Raw genomic sequence first — 17,725 nt, forward strand, 5'->3', positions numbered from 1 at the left:
AGTTCGCTCCATCCCCGGGATGAGTCCGGCGGCGCGGTGCCGTCCGGGGATGGATGCCGGGGCCCTGGTCGCGCGTCTAGCGTCCTGACCATGGTCACTGAGATGAGAACGACAGACACCGTCGTACGGCTCGACGGGGTGCGCAAGGAGTACGGCGAGACGGTCGCCCTCGACGGGGTGTCGCTGGAGATCCGCGCCGGGGAGGCCGTCGCGGTGATGGGCCCCTCGGGGTGCGGCAAGTCCACGCTGCTCAACATGATCGCCGGTCTCGACCGGCCGTCCGCCGGCCGAGTCGTCGTACACGGCGAGAGCGTCGGGGAGTTGAGCGAGAAGGATCTCGCGCTGTACCGGAGGCGCCGGATCGGCATGATCTTCCAGTTCTTCAACCTCATCGACGACCTGTCGGCGCTGGACAACGTGGCGCTGGCCGCCCAGCTGACGGGGACTCCGGCCCGGCAGGCCCGGCGGCGCGCGCTGGAGCTGTTCGAGGAGCTGGGCATCGCCGAGCGGCGCAACGCCTATCCGGCGGTGCTCAGCGGGGGCGAGCGGCAACGGGTGGCGGTGGCACGGGCGTTGATGAACCGGCCCGCGCTGCTGCTGGCGGACGAGCCGACCGGCGCGCTGGACAGCCGGGCCGGGGAGCAGGTGATGGACCTGCTGATCGACCTGAACCAGATCGGCCAGACCCTGGTCATCGTCACGCACGACGAGCATCTGGCCCAGCGCTGCGCGAGCCGTCTGGTGGAACTGGCCGACGGCCGGATGACCGGCGAGCACACCCTGGAGCCGTCGGCATGAGGGCGGTGTGGCGGGCCGCGCGGGCGGCCGTACGCCGGCGGCGGGTCCAGACGCTGGTGATCTGGCTGGTCACGCTGGTGTCGACGGGGTCGATCGTGGTGGCGCTGGGACTGGTGGACGCCGCGTCATCGCCGTTCGACCAGGCTTTCGGCACGCTGCACGGGCCTCATGTCGTGGCCGCGTTCGACAGTGGCGAGGTGTCGGACGCCCAACTCGTGCGCGCGGCGCGGCGGCCGGGGGTGGAGGCGGTGGCGGGGCCGTTCTCGCAGGCCGCGGTCGACATCCCGCACGGCGCCGCGGACTACGGTCTCGGCGGTGCGATCACGATCGTGGGCCGCTCCGGTCCCGGAGGCCCGGTGGACCGGGTCGACCTGTGGGCGGGCCGGTGGCCCACCCGGCCGGGCGAGATGGTCCTCAACCGGCAGCGCGACTGGACCGCCGACGACCTCGGCAAGCGGTTCCACGTTCCGTCGGGCCCGACCCTCACCATCGTCGGGTTCGCGTTCGACCTGAGCCACACGGCGGATGCCTGGGTGACCCCGGACCAGGTCCGGGCCCTGCACCCGACCGGCAGGCAGCTGCTGCTCCGGTTCCGGGACGCGTCCTCGGAGGGCGCGCTGCGCACACAACTGTCCACGGTGACCGAGGGGTTGCCGCGGGACGCGCTCACCGGATCCCAGACGTATCTGGCGCTGAAGCACCGGATCGGCAGCAACGCGCGCGCGTACGCCCCGTATCTGATGGCGTTCGGCGTCCTCGGCATCCTGGTGGCGGTGCTCATCGTCGCCAATGTGGTCGGCGGGGCCGTGGTCTCCGGGTTCCGGCACATCGGCATCCTCAAGGCGCTGGGCTTCACCCCGGGGCAGGTGCTGAGCGTCTACCTGATGATGATCTCCGTGCCGGCCGTCCTGGGCTGTGTGCTCGGCACCATCGCCGGCAATCTGCTGGCCGAGCCGTTCTTCCGGTTCGTGTTCAGCGGACCGGCTTCCGGCGTGCTGCACGGCAGTCTGGGCATCGCCCCCTGGGTGAACCTGCTGGCGCTGCTCGGCATGCCCCTGGTCTGTGTGCTCGCCGCGCTCGGCCCGTCGGTGCGGGCGCAGCGGCTGCCGGCGGCGCGGGCCATCACCGCGGGCAGTGCCCCGCGGGCCGGACGGGCGCTCGGCATCCAGCGGCGGCTGGCGAGCGCCCGGTTGCCCCGGTCGGTGAGCCTCGGCATGGGACTGCCGTTCACCCGTCCGGCGCGCAGCGGCCTCACGCTGGCCGCCGTGGTGCTGGGCGTGACGACGGTGACGTTCGCGACCGGCCTGGCGGCGACGCTGAACGGCTACGGGAGCAACAGCCATAAGACCTACGACGTCACCGTCTACGTGGGCGCCTACCGGCACGGCAAGGAGGTGCGGCCGGTGCACGGCGACCGCGAACTCGACTCGCTGCTGGGCGCGCTGCCGGGGGCGACCCATGTGTTGGCGCGTTCGGACGACGAAGCGCTCCTGGTCGGCACCACACAGGCGGTCATGGTCGAGGGGCGACGCGGCGGCCGGTCCCTGGACAGCGTGCTCACGAGGGGCCGCTGGATGCGGCGGACCGGGGAGGTCGTGACCGGGGCGCCGTTCCTGCGCCGCAACGGAGTGCGGCTCGGGGACCGGCTGCGGCTGCGGAAGGACGGCCGCGAGCAGGAGGTGACGGTCGTCGGCGAGACCCTGGACACCGACGACCGGCTGATCATCGGCGACTGGCCGACGGTCACCGCGCTGATGCCGCAGGTGAAGCCCATCGCCTACCACGTCAGGCTGCGCGCGGGCACGGACCAGGAGGCGTACGCCCGCGCCGTCCGGGCCGCCGACCCGGGGCTGTCCGTCCAGCTGAGCGGATCGAACAGCGTCACCGGCACCATCGTCGGCTCCGCGACCGGCCTCACCCTGATGCTGTCCCTGGTCGCCGCCCTCGGCGTCTTCAACACGGCCGTCCTCAACACCCACGACCGGCGCCGCGATCTCGGCATGCTGAAGTCGATCGGCATGACCCCGCGCCAGGTGACGGTGATGACGGTGACGTCGATGGCCATGCTCGGCGCGCTGGGGTCCGTGCTCGGCATCCCGCTGGGCATCGCCGCCTACGAGGTGGTGATGCCGCGGATGGCGGCGGGCGTGGACATCACCCTGCCGTCGTACATGACGGACGTCTGGCATGCGCCGCTCCTGGCCCTGCTGGCCCTGGCGGGTGTCCTGATCGCCGTGATGGGCGCGCTGGTCCCGGCCCGTCGCGCGGCCCGGCTCACCGTCGCCGAGGTGCTGCACAACGAGTGACGGCACCAACCGGTCAGGATCGGAGAAGCCGCCGCGGGCTCCGCGGTCCTAGCGTGGGGGCACCGACGGGGAACCCGTCGGATCCCGCACCTCACAAGGAGTGAGTCCCTATGACCACCGGCCTGCAGACGATCATCTACCCCGTCAAGGACGCGGAGCGGGCCAAGGCCCTCTTCACCGCGCTGCTGGGCGTCGAGCCGTTCGTCGACGAGCCGTACTACATCGGTTTCAAGGCCGCCGGCCAGGACGTCGGCCTCGACCCGAGCGGGCACGCGCAGGGCCTGACCGGGCCGGTTCCGTTCTGGCACGTCACCGATCTCCGGGAGCGGCTCGCGGCCCTGCTGGAGGCGGGTGCGGAGGTGCTCCAGGACGTGCGGGACGTCGGCAACGGCCGGCTGATCGCCTCGGTGAAGGACGCCGACGGCAACCTCGTGGGGCTGCTGCAGGACCCGGCCGCCTGAGGTCCGGGCGATCAGCTGCACCGGCCACTAGTTGCACACTCAACGACTTGCCTGTTCGGTGCTACGGTGCCGGTATGGCAGTCACGACGGCCGAGACGCGGCTCGAAGAACGCTGGCGGGACATCCTCGCGGTGCACGCGCGCACGATGTGCGAGATCGACCGCGTCCTGCACCCGCACGGGCTGGGCGCCAGCGACTTCGAGGTGCTGGACATCCTGGCGGCGGAACGGCCCGAGCAGGGCAGGCAGTGCCGGGTGCAGAACCTCGTCGGGCGGGTCCACCTCAGCCAGAGCGCGCTGTCCCGGCTGATCGGCCGGCTGGAGAAGGAGGGCCTGGTGGAGCGCTCGGTGTGCGCGGAGGACCGGCGCGGGGTCTGGGTCGCGCTCACCCCCAAGGGCCGCGCGCTGCACACCGAGGTGCTGCCGCTGCAGCGGGCCGTGCTCCGGCGCATGCTGGCCGAGCCGTCGCTCTAGAGCACCAGCTCGGCCCCGTCCGGCAGGATCTCGGCGCCGTTCTCGGTCACGTGCGCGCGTGCGGGCGAGGCGGGGTCGAGGAGCGGGTTGGTGTTGTCGAGGTGGGTGTAGATCCGGCGCGGGCCGGGATGGCGGGCCAGCTCGGCGAGGGACCCGCCCGGCCCGGTCACCGGCAGATGGCCCAGGGTGGCCCGCCCGGTGCCGGAGCGTACGGCCGTGCCCGTCTCGTCGGCCGCGAAGAACGTGCCGTCCAGCAGCACGCAGTCGGCCTCGGCGCACAGGTCGTCCAGGGCGGGGCTCCAGCCGTCGACGCACGGGGCGTACACCAGCACTCCCCCGCTGGCCAGGTCCTCGATGCGGTACGCCGTCACCCACGGCCCCGCGGGCCCGGGCGCCCGCGCCGGTGCGTACGCCGGGATCTTCGTGCCCACCGGGTGGGCGGTCACGACCAGCCCGCCGGCCAGCACGAAACCCCCGTCGGCCAGGCTGTCGGCCCACTCCCAGGGCGCGTAGCGGTCCAGGGCGGCGCGGGCAGGGCCGAGGACGGCGCGGACCGGCGGCGCGGCGTAGACCTTCAGGCCGGCCGCCCCGCGCAGCTCGCTCAGGCCAATCACATGGCCGGCCTCGGCGTCGGTGAGCAGCACCCCGCGCAGCGGGGTGTCCCGGCGGCCGGGACCGGGCCACAGGGCCGGGGTCGCGGTGAGCTGCGCCCGTAGGTCGGGGGAGGCGTTGAGCAGCCACCAGTCGCGGCCGTTGCCGGTGACGGCGGCGCACTCCTGGGTCCGGGAGGGCAGCTTGCCGTCCCGGGCGGCGGTGCACAGCCCGCACGCGCAGTTCCACCGCGGGAAGCCTCCCCCGGCGGCAGTGCCCAGCAGGACGACCCTCACGACCATCGGCTCCTTCGCGCTCCCCCGGACTTGTCCCCCGTTGGGATCTTCCCTGCCGAAGGGCCGGTGACTACTCGGCGGCAGGGGGCAGTTCCGGCCGTCCTTCGCCGGGCCGCCGGTCCGCCGGGCGCCGCGGCGGGATGGGGTCGCCCGGGAAGTCGCGGGGCCCGGTCCACAGGGCGGGTACGGCGTCGCAGCGGCGGCACAGCTCGTAGGCGATCGCCTCGTAGTTGACCCGCCAGCCCCGGAAGTGCGGCCAGGCCTCCTCCGCGGTGCGCTCGGACCGGAATCCGGCGGTCTCCAGCATGCCCACCGCCGCGTCGAACTCGGCGAAGGTGAGTTGGACGGACGCCTCGGGCGACGGGTCGGTGTCGAAGGGGATGCGCAGGACGCGGGCGATGTCCCGCAGCGCGGTGAACCCGGCGCGCAGCGCCAGCCTGGCCTCCGGCGGGGCGAGCCGCGGAGCCAGGGCCAGCTGCAGGGCGGCTGCGTCCATCACGGCGATCAGGCCGACCAGCCAGCTGCGGTGCGGGCGCGGCGAGCGGAAGGTGAGCAGGATCGGGTAGGTGGAGTGGCTCTCGCCCATGTCGGAGGCGAGCCGCTCCCAGGCCCGGTACAGCGCGGGCAGCGCGGTCTCGGTGTCCACCAGCCACTGCCGGGCGAGGATCTCCGGCCCCCAGGCGGGCTCGCCGGCCCGCGCCTGGAGCAGGGTGACCTCCAGTTCGCGCCGGTTGTAGGCGGCGTAGAGGGTGGGCAGATAGGCGATCTGGAGGGCGATCAGGACCGGTCCGGTGGCGGCGGCCAGGAAGTCGAGCACCGACAGCTTCAGCCGGGCGCCGCCGGCGAAGCCGAGCGTGAACAGGCTGGAGCCGGCCTCCCGGAACGCGGTGGTCCAGGACAGCGGGGACACCGCGTACAGCAGGAGCCCGAAGCCGAGGAGGGCGCCGCCGAGCCAGCTGCCGAGCATGCCGATCAGCATCAGCGGCGCGAGCCAGGTCTGGGCGCGGTCGGTGGCGTCGTAGCCGCGGCGGACCGCGGTGAGCCGGAGGATCCGGCGCAGCAGCCCCCACAGGCGGAACACCAGCACGGAGTAGAGGCCCCTGGGCACCACGAGGGTACGGAGGATGCTGGTCAGCACCAGTCCCAGGACCACTGCCCCTGCCGCGCCGGCGATGTAGGGCATGGGCTCGTTTCCGCCTGGCTCCGAGGCCCTGCGGGGCCCTGGATCAGCGGGCCAGGAGTGTGCGTACCCCCTGTGACGTCAGTGTCAGTGCGTGGGTCGAGCTGCCGTCGATGGCGAGGGAGAGGTCCTCGTCGGGCCACTGCGAGGCGAGGTCGCCGAGCGGGATCAGGCGGTAGCGCGAGACGAACGGCAGCAGCTCGGCCATCTCGCCCTCGGAGGTGAACACCGGGACGACCGGTTCGCCTCCGGGCTGCTCCAGGACCGGCAGGGCCACCGTCGTGGCGTCGGCGCCCTCCCCGTCCACCGCGTCGTCCGGCACCGGGACGAGTACGTCACTGTGGGCGAGGGTGTCCAGAGCGGCCTGGTCCTCGGCGTTCACGACCAGCGCGTCCAGTGCCCGCTGGGCCGGCGTCGGCAGGTCGTCGTGTGCGGTTGTCTCCATGGCTGATCCCCAGGTAGCGACGGTCGTACGGGCCTCCCGGGCAGGCTGGCGCCCGGGTGCTCCCGCCTCGCGTACCCGGTGAGGTCCGGCGCATGCGTGGAGATCGGCGGGAGGTCCGGTGCGGGGCCGGGGACGGCGCCGCCGCAGCCGGACGGCGAGGGCGCCCGCGGCGACCGGGTCCGGGGCGCCGGTGCGCGTGGTCTTTGCGCCGGGGCTGTCGGTGCGGGCGCGGTCCCCGACGGGTTTCGCTGCCGGTCATGTCCGGTCGCGCAGGGCCAGCAGGGCGGTGGCCGTGACGTCCAGGTCGAGTCCGGGATTGGCGCGTACCAGGGTGTCGCGCGCGGCGGCGGGAAAGGCGTCGACGCCGTGGCAGGCACCCGCGACGGCGCCGGTGATCGCGGCGATGGTGTCGCAGTCGCCGCCGACGGAGGCGGCGAGCCGGGCCGCGTGCCAGGGTGCGTCGGGGCGGGCGGCGAGGACCGCGAAGGCGGCGGGCACCGACTCCTGGGTGGCGAGGCCGGTGCCGACCAGTGTGTAGACGCGGTCGCAGAGTTCGTCGTCGGAGAGGCCTGCGCGGGTCATCCCGGTGGCCCACACGATGCGCGCGGCGACGTCGGCGGCGGCCACCCAGTGTCCGCGCCCGGACGCCAGCCGGGCCGCGTGCACGGCGGCCTCGACCGCCTGCGGGACCGGCGCCCCGTCGACTCCCGCGCTGACGGCGGCGGCCACGGCCGCGGCGCCGGCCAGGGCGACCCCGGTGTGGTGGGTGAGCCGGCTCGCCTCCACCACGCGGTCGACGAGGGCCACGGCATCGCCGGCCGGTACGGCGATGCCGACGGGCGCGATCCGCATCGCCGCGCCGTTGGTGGTGCCGTACCGGCCCACCTCGTCCATCGGAGTGCCCGCGAGGACGCGCTCCACGGCCCGCTTGGTGGAGGGGCCGAGCAGCTCCAGGGAGCCGCGGGCGCGCATCTCGTCCTCCCAGACGACCAGCCGCCGGGCGAGTTCCGCCGGGTCGACGGTGCCCTCGCCGTCGATCAGCAACCCGGCCAGCAGCAGGGCCTGTCCGGTGTCGTCGGTGACCGCTCCGGCCCGCATGCCGGCGGCCAGCGGGTGGTCCGGCGGGGCGGGGTGGAAGCCGGTCAGGACGGGACCGTACCGGGCGGTGATCAGCGGGCGCGGCAGCATCTGGGTGGGCATGCCGAGGGCGTCCCCGAGGGCGAGTCCGTACAGGGCTCCGACGGCGCGGTCGTACGAGGTCATGGCTGCCGTCCGTGGGGTCAACCGAAGGCGAGGGCCAGGGCGAAGTGGTCGGGGTCCAGCAGGCTGACGACGTGCTCGACGAAGGAGCCGTCGGCCGCCCTGCTGGTGCGGTGGGTGTGCAGGAACCAGTCCCCCGGCGCGCGTCGCAGCAGCTCTGCCTCCCGGACGTCGATCCGCCGCCCGGACACCCGCTGCTCGCCGTGGTCGGGCCGCAGCCCGGCCCGCCGCAGCACCTCGGTGAGCGAGTCCTGGCCGAGGCCCCGGGCGGGCAGCTCGCGGATCCCGGGCACGGGCGGCAGGTAGCTGCGCTCGTACGACAGCACGGTGCCCTCCGCGGTCAGTTCCCGCGTCCGTTCCACGCACACGAAGACGTCCTTCTCCAGGCCGAGTTCGGCGGCCAGCGCGCTGTCACGCGTCTCGCGTACGGCGAGGGTCCGCACGGTGCTGTCCGCACCCCGCGGGGTCAGGGCCCGCGCCCAGCCCAGGCGGTCGTCCGGCGGGCGGCCGTCGAACAGGACGTAGGAGCCCTTGCCGGTGCGGGTGGTGATCAGGCCCTGCTCGGTCAGTTCGGCGAGGGCCGCGCGGATCGTCGTACGGCTGACGCCGAACCGCTGGGCGAGGGCGTGCTCGCCGGGCAGCCGCTCGCCGGCCGGGCGGCTGCCCGCGCGGATCTCCCGGGCGAGGATCCGGCTGATCCGCTGGTGCTTGAGCGGGACGCCGGTCACGGCCCGGCCTCCGCGAGCAGGTCGGCGATGGTGGTGACCCGGACCAGCGGCCGGTACAGCTCCATGATCTGCAGGGCCTTGACGTGGGAGTCGTCGTCCACGCCGGCGCAGGCGTCCGCCACGACCAGCACCTCGGCGCCGGCGTCGGCGGCGGCCAGGGCGGTGGACAGCACACAGCAGTCGGTGCTGACGCCGGCCAGGACGAGGCGGCCGTCCGGGCCGGTCCGGGAGGCGAGTTCGGGGGTCCACTTGCCGAAGGTGGTGGCGTCCAGGACGTGGTCCGCGAGGTCGGCGAACTCGTCGGTCAGCGCCCAGAGTTCGGCGTCCGGGGGCCGGCGGGCGAAGGGCCACCGGTCGTAGTAGGCGCGCCAGGCACCGGCCGGCCGCTCGGGGGCCAGGAAGCGGGTGAAGGTGACGCGGCCGGCGAAGGCGGGCAGCAGGCTGCGTACGCCCGCCGCCGCGTCGGCGTACCGGGGGGTGGCCCAGGGGCTCGCCGGGTCGGCGAAGACGCGCTGCATGTCGATGACGGCGAGATGTCCGGCGCTCATGCGGTCGGCACCCCCTCCCGGACGGCGCTCATGGGTTCAGCACCCCCTGGCCGGCCGCCGGGCTCGGGGCCTGGGACTCCTGGTCGTGGACCCGGCCGCGGCCCAGCAGCAGTGTGCCGAGGAAGGCGAGTGCCAGGGCGACCAGGACGCCCAGGTTGGCGTACGCCCAGGCGCCGGTCCTGCCGCCGAGCCCGAACGGCTGCAGCAGATAGCCCTGCCAGGTCAGCCAGCTGGCGGCGGTGTTGGTGACCAGGCCCCAGCCGACGGCCGTGGCGGCGAGGGTGAGGACCAGCGGGACCAGGGGGACGTCGCCGTAGCGGCCGTGCGGGCGGTACAGGTCGCTCTCGTCGTAGTCGCGGCGGCGCAGGGCCAGGTCGGCGAGCATGACGCCGGCCCAGGCGGCGATGGGCACGCCGAGTGTGGTGAGGAAGCCCATGAACTGGCCGAGGAAGTTGTCGGCGAAGAACACGATGTAGACCGCGCCGGCGATCATCAGCAGCCCGTCGAAGAGCGCGGCCAGGTAGCGGGGCACGCGCACGCCGGCCGAGAGCAGGGCCAGGCCGGAGGAGTAGATGTCGAGGACGGCGCCGCCGACCAGGCCGAGGACGGCGACCACGGCGAACGGCACCAGGAACCAGGTCGGCAGGATCGTCGTCAGCGCGCCGATCGGGTCCTGCGCGATCGCCTTGCTCAGCGGCTCGGAGGAGCCGGCCAGCAGCAGGCCGAAGACCAGCAGGACGAGCGGGGCGAGGGAGGCGCCGAAGGCGGTCCAGCCGATCACCCCCCGGCCGGAGGAGACGCGGGGCAGATAGCGTGAGTAGTCGGCGGCGGCGTTGACCCAGCCGAGGCCGAAGCCGGTCATCATGAACACCAGCGCGCCGATGAACTCCTGCGCCGAACCCGCCGGGACGGCGCTGACCGTGCTCCAGTGGACGTGGTGGGCGACGAGGGCGATGTAGACGAGCGTGAGCACGCCCGTGATCACGGTGATCCAGGTCTGCAGCCGCATGATCAGGTCGAAGCCCATGACTCCGCCGACGACGGTCAGCGCGGCCACCACGATGAGGCCGACCACCTGGGTCCGGGTGCCGCCGCCCCAGCCGAGGCGGCTGAAGACCGTCGCGGTGGCCATCGCGGCGAGCGCGGTGAGGACGGTCTCCCAACCGACGGTGAGCATCCAGGAGATGACGGACGGCAGGCGGTTGCCGCGTACGCCGTACGCGGCCCGGCTGAGCACCATGGTGGGTGCCGAGCCGCGCTTCCCGGCGACGGCGATGAAGCCGCACAGCAGGAACGAGACGACGATGCCGAGCACGCCGGCGGTGAGGGCCTGCCAGAAGGAGATGCCGAAGCCGAACGCGAAGGCGCCGTAGCTGAGGCCGAGGACGGAGACGTTCGCCCCGAACCAGGGCCAGAACAGGTCGCGCGGGGTGCCCCGGCGCTCCGCGTCCCCGATCACGTCGAGCCCGTGCGTCTCCACCTGGAGGGGGCGGACGCCCGGCGCGCTGTCGAGGGGGTCCTGCCGGTCCGTCATCGCCGAGCCACCTGCCCTACCTGTCCAGACGTGTCCAATCACGCTAGATCGGCACCCAGGGACCGTCAAGGCGGCCTGCCGAGGCGGGCCGGCTCACCTGTTCAGCGGTCGGGTTCCTCCTCGATCGGGGTCTTCGGTTCTTCCTCGTTCTCGTCGGCGGGGTCCTCTCCTTCCGCCTGTGACGGAGTGGTGCGGGGCGGCTGTTCCGCGTCGAGGGCGTCCAGGTCCCGTTCGCCCTCGGCTTGGGAAGGGGTGCTCTCGCTCATCGGATCCCCTCGGGTCGTCTCACACGCGTCGCGCGCCTGATTCCAGGGATTCCGAGTACCCGTACGCCCCAGGGCCCATCACCCGACGGAATCTCTGAATCCGCTTCCGCGAGGTGGGTACCTGACCAGTCCCGGCGCAGCATGCGGCGCCGGCGCGATGATCCTCTCACCGCTTGGAGGAGCCATGGCGGGTATCAACCCACCTGATCTGCAGAAAGCCCTGTCCGGCGTGGATTACCCAGCCACGTCCGACCAGCTGCAGAAGGCCGCCAAGAAGAACCACGCGTCCAAGGAGATCACCGAGCGGATCTCCCATCTCGGGAAGAAGGAGTTCCAGAACCCGGCCGAGGTCAGCAAGGCCGTCTTCCAGAACGAGTGACGGCGAGCGGACACGGATCCGCGGCGGCCGGAGGCTTCGGCTCCGGCCGCCGTGCCGTGGCCGCAGGGCAGGCGTCCGCGACAACACGGCTAGGGTGATCCGCGGCAACGAGCACGTTGCGCGGCCGGCAGGAGGTGACAGGTGGGGTCAGCCGATCCCTTGGCGGTGAGGGTGCCCGTCGGCGAGGACGCCCATCTGTGGACCAGCCGGTCGACCAGTCGCAAGGTACTGCTGGTGGCGCACAACGTCACCTCCGCCGGACGCCTCCTGGACGTGCTGCCCCTGTTCCGTGACGACTTCCGTGTACAGCTGCTCGTGACCTCCACCGAGTCCTCCCCGTTCCGGGCGGGGCTCCCGGAGCTGTTCGCCGAGCTGGGGTTCCCCGTGCTGCCGTGGGAGCAGGCCCGCTCGACACCGGTCGACCTGGCCGTCTCCGCGAGCTTCGGAGGCCAACTGCATGCCCTGCAAGGCAAGTTGAGCGTTCTGTCACACGGTGTCGGCTACACTAAGAAGCTACCGAAGCCGGGAGCCGGGAGCCGGGAGCCGGGAGCCGGGAGCCGGGAGCCGGGAGCCGGGAGCCGGGAGCCGACGTTCGGCCTTTCGCGGGAGTGGCTCCTCGTCGACGGCGAACCGTTCGTGGACGGTCTCGTCCTGTCCCACCCGGAGCAGTTCGAGCGGTTGCGCCGCGCGTGCCCGGAGGCCGTGAGTTCAGCGGTGTTCGCCGGGGACCCCTGCTTCGACCGCATGCTGACGGCCCTCCCCCACCGTGACCGGTTCCGGCGAGCCCTGGGCGTACGTACCGGGCAGCGGCTCGTGGTACTGAACTCCACCTGGAACCCGGAGGGTTTCTTCGGGAACGGGGGCGGCAAGGACGTACTGCCGAGTCTGCTCCCGCGCCTCACGGCCGAGCTGCCGGCCGACGAGTACCGGCTGGCCGCGATCCTGCATCCGAACATCTGGTACGGGCACGGCCCGGGTCAGATCCGGGCCTGGCTGGACCGGGCGCGCCGTAGCGGGCTCACCCTGATCGACCCCGTGCATGACTGGCGCCAGGCCCTCATCGCCGCGGACGTGGTCCTGGGCGACTTCGGCGCGGTCTCCTACTACGCCGCGGCGCTGGGCCTCCCCGTGATGCTGGCGGCCGCCGCGCAGGACCGGCTGGATCCCGACGCCCCGCTCGTGTCGTTCGTGCGGGACGCACCACGTCTCGATCCGCACGGCCTCTTGCGGGAGCAGGTCGAACGGGTGCTGACCGGGCACCGGCCACTCGCCGAGCCGGCCGCGTTCACCACCTCTGCCCCCGGGGCCTCGGCCGCTTTGCTGAGACAGCACTTCTACCGGTTGATGGACCTCCCGGAGCCGGAGGCTCCCGCTCTCCTGGAACCACTGCCCCTGCCGGCGTACGACCCACCGCGGCGCACGGCTCCCCTGCACGTGTGGACACATGTCCGGGGGACGGACGTCACCATCGAACGCTCCACGGGGCGCCCGCACCGGACCGACGGGAGGTCACACCTCGCCGTCCACGAGGACAGCCTGGACCCCGACAGCCTGGAGTCCGCCGATGTGATCACACGTGAAGGGCAGCCGGACGATCCCCGACTGGGCAGCCCGGAGGCATGGACCGCCGAGGTACTGCGCCGGTATCCGCGCTGCCCGGTCGCCGCGTACGTGACGGGCCCGCACACATGCACCGTCCGGATCCGCGACCACGGTGCGTTCCGGCTGTCGGCCGGACCGGGCGCCGACACCGACCCGGCGGCGTACGCGTCCTCGCTGGCCGCGTGGTTCGCCACCGGCGGCACGGTGCCACCGGCCGGAATCACTCTCCGGGTGCACGTGGCGGGCGGCGTGCACCCGGTGACCGTGGAGCCGGCCCTAGCCGGCGACCTCGCAGCGCAGCCGTAGGGCAGCCAGGTATCCGAGGTGCGGGGTCGCGGCCGGCGGGAGGAGGCGTTCAGCCTCCTCGATCTTCGCCAGCGCCTCGGTGTTCTCACCCGAGTCGTGCAACGTCTCGGCCAGGTCCGTGAGGGCACGGGCCTGGTTGTACGCCTCCCCCTGCTCACGGAAGAACTCCGCCACAGCCGTCAGCAGGCTGCGCGACTCGTCGAGCCGTCCCATGCCACGCAGCGCCCGGCCTCGGTGGCGGCGGGACAGGGCGAAGGCGCGCGGCAGGTCCTCCGCGCCCTCCTGGCCAGGCGCGATCCTGCCGTAGACGGCCTCTGCCGCGGTGAACCGCTCGTGTGCCGTCTCGTAACGCCAGCGGTAGAGGTTCAACAGTCCCTGCAACTCCACGGAGGACGCCTCGCCACGGAGGTGTCCGGCGTCGCGCTCGGCCCTGGCGGCGGCGTCCGCCTCGCGGTCGGCCTCCTCCCACCGGCCCAGTTCGCCCAGGCAGTGGGCCAGCTGGAAGTGCAGCGCGCCCGCGATGCGCGAACCCGGCTGGTGATCGTCGGCGCAGCGGGCCGCGACACGGAGCGCCGGCAGCACTTCGTCCCAGTGGCCCGCCTTGAGCTGGAGGGGCCAGAGGGCCCGCCCCAGGCGGAGCGCGGTGGTGATGTGCCGGTACTCCCGGGCGACGGACACAGCACGGACGAGATTGCCCGCCTCCGCCGCCAACGCTTCCACGCCTGCCGCTTCACCGCGGTACGGCTCCCCGTGCGCGGGCGCCGGTTCGGTGCGCCAGCTCTGGGGCAGGGCCGCGTGGGCCGCGTGAAGTGCCCGGTGCAGCAGGGCTTCGAGGGTTCGGGCGACCGCTGCGGAGCACTCGGGGATGCCGTGTTCCGGTCCTGCCGTGTCCGCCAGGTAGCGGCGTACCTCGGGCCGGAACCGATAGCGGTCGTCGGGCAGGGGCTCCAGCAGTTGAGCGTCCGCCGCTTCGGCCAGCAGGTGGGCGGCCTCCGCCTCGGCGACGCCTGCCGCGGCCGCGGCGAGGTGGACAGTGACGGACGGCCAGTCGCCCAGGGCCGTCAACCGGCAGAGCCGAGCGGCCTCCGGCCGGACACGGAGGCAGCCGGCCTGCGCCGCGGCGCGCACCGGGTCGCTCCCTGACGTCCCGGTCACCGGGGCGGGGAGCTCCAGCTCCGTGTCCTCGTTCAACAGGCGCATCGCCGTTGTCCTCAGGGCGAAGGCGTTTCCGCCGCAGTGGGCCAGGACCTCCGGCATCCGCGGCCTGGCACGCGCGATGCGCTCCCGGCCCGCGATCCTCCCCATCATCTCCAGCGCGTCCCGGTCGCTCAGGCGAGGCACGGGAACCGGCTCCGCCTCCAGCGCGAAGGGCGAGCCCGACACGATGACCAGCAGGAAGACCTCGGGGGTGGACGGAATGAGTGCCCGGACCTGTGCGGCCGAGGACACGTGGTCGATCACCACCATCGCCCGGCGGCCGGCAGTGAGCCGCCGATAGAGCTGTTCCCGGCCGGCCTCGGTGGGCGGGATCCGATCGGGTCCGACGCCCATCTGCCGGAGCAGACGCAGCAGGACGGCCGCCGGAGCCGGTCCCTGGTCTCCGGAACCGTCTCGGAGGTCGACGTAGAACTGTCCGTCGGGGAACCGGGCGTGACAGAGCGCGCCCAGGTGAAGGGCCACCGCGGTGGTGCCGATCCCCGGCGGGCCGTACAGCAACGCGACGCGTGGCCGGCCACCGGCGGGGCGGGTCGCCTCCCGTCTCAGTTGCCTGACGATGTCCTTGCGGTCGGTGAAGTGCCGCGTAGCGGGAGGCAACCCGCTCCCGGCCGGGAGTTCCGCCGCGTGCTGCGGGAGGCTCCGCAGGAGCAGTGACCACTCCGCCGCCTGCCGTGGGTCGTCAGCCAGACGGGCATGCACGTCACCGGCCAGCGACTCCCAGCCCTCGCGGCCGGCAGGCAACGGGGTGTCTCTTCCCGTCGCCCTTCTCGCCAGTGCGCCCGTCGACAGCAGCAGCTGCTTGCCCATTTCGCCGGCCGCACCGTTGCCCACCGACGTGAGGAAGGCGGTCAGCGCACTGAGCGCCACGATCTCCAGCATGTCGGCCCTTCCCCCGAGTACCCGATCCGCCACTGGCCGGACTGTATCCCCGCGCCACCGGCCTGCGGAAAGATTCGGACAACACGCCGCGCCCGCTGTCGGCTGTCGACGATCCCGAGCTGTGAACCGGCGCAAGGTGACATCCGTCACAGTGGCGTCGGCGACTAAGCGTGCCGCATAGTAGATCCCGCTCCCACGACATATGGGATTTGTCCGGCTTGCCGTGGGCGTGAGTCGCGGTTCGGGTGGCGGCGCGCCGACGGCTCGACGGCTTTCCGCATTCGTCGCGGAGAACGCGGTCCTGACGCCCCGACAGCTGTTCGCAAACGTCGCTGTCGCGAAGTCGGCATCTCTCGGCCCGCCTGACAAGGGCCGTGCGGGCCTACGAGGGGAGGTAGTAGCAGGGGCCTTTGCACTCCATGTGAAGCCGTCCTGAGAATGAGCGCCCGACGATCACCGAGTGAGGTTGAACGAATGGGCCAGCACCGCAAGACGAAGCACTACCGGCGAATAGTCGTCTCCGCCGTGGCCATCGGCGCCGTGGGCGTGCCCTCCGTCGCCCTGGCCTGTTCCGACTGGCCGTACGGCACGGAGGACCCGGCGCAGGCCGCCGCGACGACCGCTCCCGTGGCGCAGTGGCAGCTCCCTTACAGGCATCACCACCGCAACGCCCCCGACGTGAGCGCCCCGCAGACGAGCGCCCCGCAGACCATCGCGCCGACCACGCCCCCGGCCACGGAGCACCCGAGCGCGAAGAAGACCGAGAAGAAGGTCACGGTCCACCACCCCAAGAGGACCGCCGCTCCCAGCGCTCCCAAGGCCACCCCCTCCGCCCCCTCGTCCGCGGCCCCCGCCGCGCCGAGCACCCCGAAGCCCACCGCGACGGCGTCCGGGGTCACCGCCGAGATCGTGCGGCTCGTGAACGACGAGCGGGCCAAGGCCGGTTGCCGGCCGCTGACCCTGAACTCGACGCTGACCAAGGCCGCGCAGGCCCACAGCGCGGACATGGCGGCCCACCAGAACATGTCGCACACCGGCTCCGACGGTTCGTCCCCGGGCGACCGCATCACGCGCGCCGGCTACACCTGGAGCAGCTACGGCGAGAACGTCGCCTACGGCTACTCCACCGCCCAGCAGGTCATGGCGGGCTGGATGTCCAGCCCGGGCCACCGGGCCAACATCCTCAACTGCGGGTTCCAGGAGATCGGCGTCGGTCTCGCACAGCCCGGCAGCTACTGGACCCAGGACTTCGGCACGGCCCGCTGAGCGTCGCCGGCCGGCGGGTCGGCCCGCCGGCCGGGGTCCGCGGGTTCGGGCAGGGTACGGAACAGCAGCCAGCTCAGCGCCGGCATCAGGACCAGCGGGGCCAGGGCCGTCCGCAGGGACGTCGCGTCGGCCACCCGGCCGATGAGGGGGCTCGCCAGTCCGCCGATGCTGACGGTCAGACCGAGGGTGATGCCGGCGGCGGTGCCGACACGTGAGGGCAGGTAGTCCTGGCCGAGCGTGACCTGGAGCGAGAACGGGACGTACAGGCCTGCGGAGGTCAGGGCCACGCACAGGTAGAGGGCGGGCCCGGGGACGAACACGACGCCGGCGACCGCCGCGACCGAGAGCAGGTACGACCGGCGGCAGACCGTGACCCGGTCCAGGCGGCCCGCCAGCGCCCCGCCCAGCACGGAGCCGACCGCGCCGCCGAGATAGAGGACGAACAGGGCGGCCGTACCGGCGGCCGTACCGCCACCCGTGCGCTGTGCCGCGTACAGGGACAGGAAGCTGCTCAGGCCGGTGAACACGACCGAGCGGCACACCACGGCCAGCGACAGCCTCAGGAAGGACGCCCGGTCGTCGGCGCCGGCGGCCGGTGCCGTACCGAGCGGGTGCCGTCGCCGCGCCGGTGCGCGCAGGACGGCCAGGCTCAGTGCCGCGCCGGCGAGCGCCGGCAGCGCCAGCAGCGGGGTCCAGCGCAGTCCGCGGGTGCCCACGACGGCCGCGACCAGGAGCGGGGCGAGGGCGAAACCCACGTTGCCGCCCAGGGAGAACCAGCCCATGGCGCTGTGGCTGCCCCCGCCGGCCAGCCGGGCGACCCGGGCGGACTCGGGGTGGTAGGCGGCCACGCCGATCCCGGACACCGCCACGACGGCCAGGGTGAGCGCGTACGAGCCGCTGGTTCCGCTCAGCGCGATGCCCAGGCCGGCCAGGAGCGTACTGGCCGGCAGCAGCCAGGGGACCGCCCGGCGGTCGGTGAGCGCGCCGAACAGCGGCTGCGCCACCGAGGAGAGCAGGGAGGCGGCCAGGACGACGCCCGAGGCCGCGGCATAGCCGTAGGCGCGCTCGGCGACGAGGTACGGGATCAGGGAGGCCACGGCTCCCTGGTAGACGTCGACGCAGGCGTGCCCCACGGACAGCAGGGTGATCGATGCTTTCCTTCGCACCCGGCCATGCTCGGGCCCCGGCG

The 17,725-nt window shown here is 73.2% G+C and carries 17 protein-coding genes; 7 read left to right on the plus strand and 10 right to left on the minus strand.

Translation table 11 applies throughout. The features are described 5' to 3' along the window. Nucleotides 1–90 precede the first annotated feature (90 nt). The 4 genes from ABZ937_RS13080 to ABZ937_RS13095 all read left to right on the plus strand — a co-directional run bounded on the left by ABZ937_RS13080 (nucleotide 91) and on the right by ABZ937_RS13095 (nucleotide 4,038). Entirely contained in the window at nucleotides 91–798 is a 708-nt protein-coding gene (locus tag ABZ937_RS13080; protein ID WP_361690051.1) for an ABC transporter ATP-binding protein, read from the plus strand. Next, nucleotides 795–3,104, plus strand: coding sequence for an FtsX-like permease family protein (locus ABZ937_RS13085; RefSeq protein WP_361690054.1), 2,310 nt, complete (start codon nucleotides 795–797; stop codon nucleotides 3,102–3,104). Before ABZ937_RS13080 ends, ABZ937_RS13085 begins: the two co-directional genes overlap by 4 nt. A gap of 110 nt (nucleotides 3,105–3,214) precedes the next feature. Then, nucleotides 3,215–3,565 (plus strand): VOC family protein, encoded by a 351-nt coding sequence (locus tag ABZ937_RS13090; RefSeq protein WP_361690057.1) that lies wholly within the window; start codon nucleotides 3,215–3,217, stop codon nucleotides 3,563–3,565. Nucleotides 3,566–3,639: 74 nt separating this feature from the next. Beyond that, complete coding sequence (locus ABZ937_RS13095) at nucleotides 3,640–4,038, plus strand: MarR family transcriptional regulator (RefSeq protein WP_361690060.1); 399 nt, start codon at nucleotides 3,640–3,642, stop codon at nucleotides 4,036–4,038. Here ABZ937_RS13095 and pqqB read toward each other — a convergent pair. The 8 genes from pqqB to ABZ937_RS13135 all read right to left on the minus strand — a co-directional run bounded on the left by pqqB (nucleotide 4,035) and on the right by ABZ937_RS13135 (nucleotide 10,886). Next, nucleotides 4,035–4,925: a pyrroloquinoline quinone biosynthesis protein PqqB gene (gene pqqB, locus ABZ937_RS13100; protein WP_361690063.1), complete on the minus strand. Its 891-nt coding sequence runs from the start codon at nucleotides 4,923–4,925 to the stop codon at nucleotides 4,035–4,037. The two genes, ABZ937_RS13095 and pqqB, sit on opposite strands and share 4 nt — an antisense overlap. A gap of 70 nt (nucleotides 4,926–4,995) precedes the next feature. After that, the gene (locus ABZ937_RS13105) at nucleotides 4,996–6,108 is read right to left on the minus strand and encodes a hypothetical protein (RefSeq protein WP_361690066.1); all 1,113 of its coding nucleotides are present in this window, start codon (nucleotides 6,106–6,108) and stop codon (nucleotides 4,996–4,998) included. A gap of 43 nt (nucleotides 6,109–6,151) precedes the next feature. Further along, nucleotides 6,152–6,550: an SseB family protein gene (locus ABZ937_RS13110; protein ID WP_361690069.1), complete on the minus strand. Its 399-nt coding sequence runs from the start codon at nucleotides 6,548–6,550 to the stop codon at nucleotides 6,152–6,154. Nucleotides 6,551–6,805: 255 nt separating this feature from the next. Continuing rightward, nucleotides 6,806–7,813 carry an ADP-ribosylglycohydrolase family protein gene (locus tag ABZ937_RS13115; protein WP_361690072.1) on the minus strand — a complete coding sequence of 336 codons (1,008 nt, stop codon included), beginning with the start codon at nucleotides 7,811–7,813 and terminating at the stop codon, nucleotides 6,806–6,808. A 17-nt stretch (nucleotides 7,814–7,830) separates the two neighbouring features. Further along, nucleotides 7,831–8,538, minus strand: coding sequence for a GntR family transcriptional regulator (locus ABZ937_RS13120; protein WP_361690075.1), 708 nt, complete (start codon nucleotides 8,536–8,538; stop codon nucleotides 7,831–7,833). After that, nucleotides 8,535–9,086, minus strand: coding sequence for an isochorismatase family protein (locus ABZ937_RS13125; RefSeq protein WP_361690079.1), 552 nt, complete (start codon nucleotides 9,084–9,086; stop codon nucleotides 8,535–8,537). Before ABZ937_RS13125 ends, ABZ937_RS13120 begins: the two co-directional genes overlap by 4 nt. Before the next feature lie 28 nt (nucleotides 9,087–9,114). Next, nucleotides 9,115–10,620 (minus strand): cytosine permease, encoded by a 1,506-nt coding sequence (locus tag ABZ937_RS13130; protein ID WP_361690082.1) that lies wholly within the window; start codon nucleotides 10,618–10,620, stop codon nucleotides 9,115–9,117. A 101-nt stretch (nucleotides 10,621–10,721) separates the two neighbouring features. Further along, nucleotides 10,722–10,886 (minus strand): hypothetical protein, encoded by a 165-nt coding sequence (locus ABZ937_RS13135; RefSeq protein ID WP_361690085.1) that lies wholly within the window; start codon nucleotides 10,884–10,886, stop codon nucleotides 10,722–10,724. Between the two features lie 184 nt (nucleotides 10,887–11,070). Between ABZ937_RS13135 and ABZ937_RS13140 the strand changes: the two genes are divergently transcribed. Continuing rightward, complete coding sequence (locus ABZ937_RS13140; RefSeq protein ID WP_361690088.1) at nucleotides 11,071–11,265, plus strand: DUF2795 domain-containing protein; 195 nt, start codon at nucleotides 11,071–11,073, stop codon at nucleotides 11,263–11,265. A 141-nt stretch (nucleotides 11,266–11,406) separates the two neighbouring features. Further along, on the plus strand, nucleotides 11,407–13,173 hold the full coding sequence (locus tag ABZ937_RS13145) for a hypothetical protein (protein WP_361690091.1): 1,767 nt from the start codon (nucleotides 11,407–11,409) through the stop codon (nucleotides 13,171–13,173). On the opposite strand, the gene ABZ937_RS13150 is transcribed toward ABZ937_RS13145, so the two are convergent. Next, nucleotides 13,144–15,270 (minus strand): ATP-binding protein, encoded by a 2,127-nt coding sequence (locus tag ABZ937_RS13150; protein WP_361690094.1) that lies wholly within the window; start codon nucleotides 15,268–15,270, stop codon nucleotides 13,144–13,146. The two genes, ABZ937_RS13145 and ABZ937_RS13150, sit on opposite strands and share 30 nt — an antisense overlap. Before the next feature lie 474 nt (nucleotides 15,271–15,744). Here ABZ937_RS13150 and ABZ937_RS13155 point away from each other — a divergent pair, with 474 nt between their 5' ends. Beyond that, entirely contained in the window at nucleotides 15,745–16,536 is a 792-nt protein-coding gene (locus ABZ937_RS13155; protein ID WP_361690097.1) for a CAP domain-containing protein, read from the plus strand. Here ABZ937_RS13155 and ABZ937_RS13160 read toward each other — a convergent pair. Beyond that, nucleotides 16,503–17,702 (minus strand): MFS transporter, encoded by a 1,200-nt coding sequence (locus ABZ937_RS13160; protein ID WP_361690100.1) that lies wholly within the window; start codon nucleotides 17,700–17,702, stop codon nucleotides 16,503–16,505. The two genes, ABZ937_RS13155 and ABZ937_RS13160, sit on opposite strands and share 34 nt — an antisense overlap. Nucleotides 17,703–17,725: the final 23 nt, after the last annotated feature.

The sequence above is a fragment of the Streptomyces sp. NPDC046727 genome (assembly GCF_040645635.1).
Classification (GTDB): Bacteria; Actinomycetota; Actinomycetes; order Streptomycetales; family Streptomycetaceae; genus Streptomyces.

Excerpts from the sequence above, each read along its gene's own strand:
- ABZ937_RS13080 (WP_361690051.1), top strand. The coding sequence starts at position 91 with ATGGTCACTGAGATGAGAACGACAGACACCGTCGTACGGCTCGACGGG.
- ABZ937_RS13085 (WP_361690054.1), top strand. The coding sequence starts at position 795 with ATGAGGGCGGTGTGGCGGGCCGCGCGGGCGGCCGTACGCCGGCGGCGG.
- ABZ937_RS13090 (WP_361690057.1), top strand. The coding sequence starts at position 3,215 with ATGACCACCGGCCTGCAGACGATCATCTACCCCGTCAAGGACGCGGAG.
- ABZ937_RS13095 (WP_361690060.1), top strand. The coding sequence starts at position 3,640 with ATGGCAGTCACGACGGCCGAGACGCGGCTCGAAGAACGCTGGCGGGAC.
- ABZ937_RS13105 (WP_361690066.1), bottom strand. The coding sequence starts at position 6,108 with ATGCCCTACATCGCCGGCGCGGCAGGGGCAGTGGTCCTGGGACTGGTG.
- ABZ937_RS13110 (WP_361690069.1), bottom strand. The coding sequence starts at position 6,550 with ATGGAGACAACCGCACACGACGACCTGCCGACGCCGGCCCAGCGGGCA.
- ABZ937_RS13115 (WP_361690072.1), bottom strand. The coding sequence starts at position 7,813 with ATGACCTCGTACGACCGCGCCGTCGGAGCCCTGTACGGACTCGCCCTC.
- ABZ937_RS13125 (WP_361690079.1), bottom strand. The coding sequence starts at position 9,086 with ATGAGCGCCGGACATCTCGCCGTCATCGACATGCAGCGCGTCTTCGCC.
- ABZ937_RS13130 (WP_361690082.1), bottom strand. The coding sequence starts at position 10,620 with ATGACGGACCGGCAGGACCCCCTCGACAGCGCGCCGGGCGTCCGCCCC.
- ABZ937_RS13135 (WP_361690085.1), bottom strand. The coding sequence starts at position 10,886 with ATGAGCGAGAGCACCCCTTCCCAAGCCGAGGGCGAACGGGACCTGGAC.
- ABZ937_RS13140 (WP_361690088.1), top strand. The coding sequence starts at position 11,071 with ATGGCGGGTATCAACCCACCTGATCTGCAGAAAGCCCTGTCCGGCGTG.
- ABZ937_RS13150 (WP_361690094.1), bottom strand. The coding sequence starts at position 15,270 with ATGCTGGAGATCGTGGCGCTCAGTGCGCTGACCGCCTTCCTCACGTCG.
- ABZ937_RS13155 (WP_361690097.1), top strand. The coding sequence starts at position 15,745 with ATGGGCCAGCACCGCAAGACGAAGCACTACCGGCGAATAGTCGTCTCC.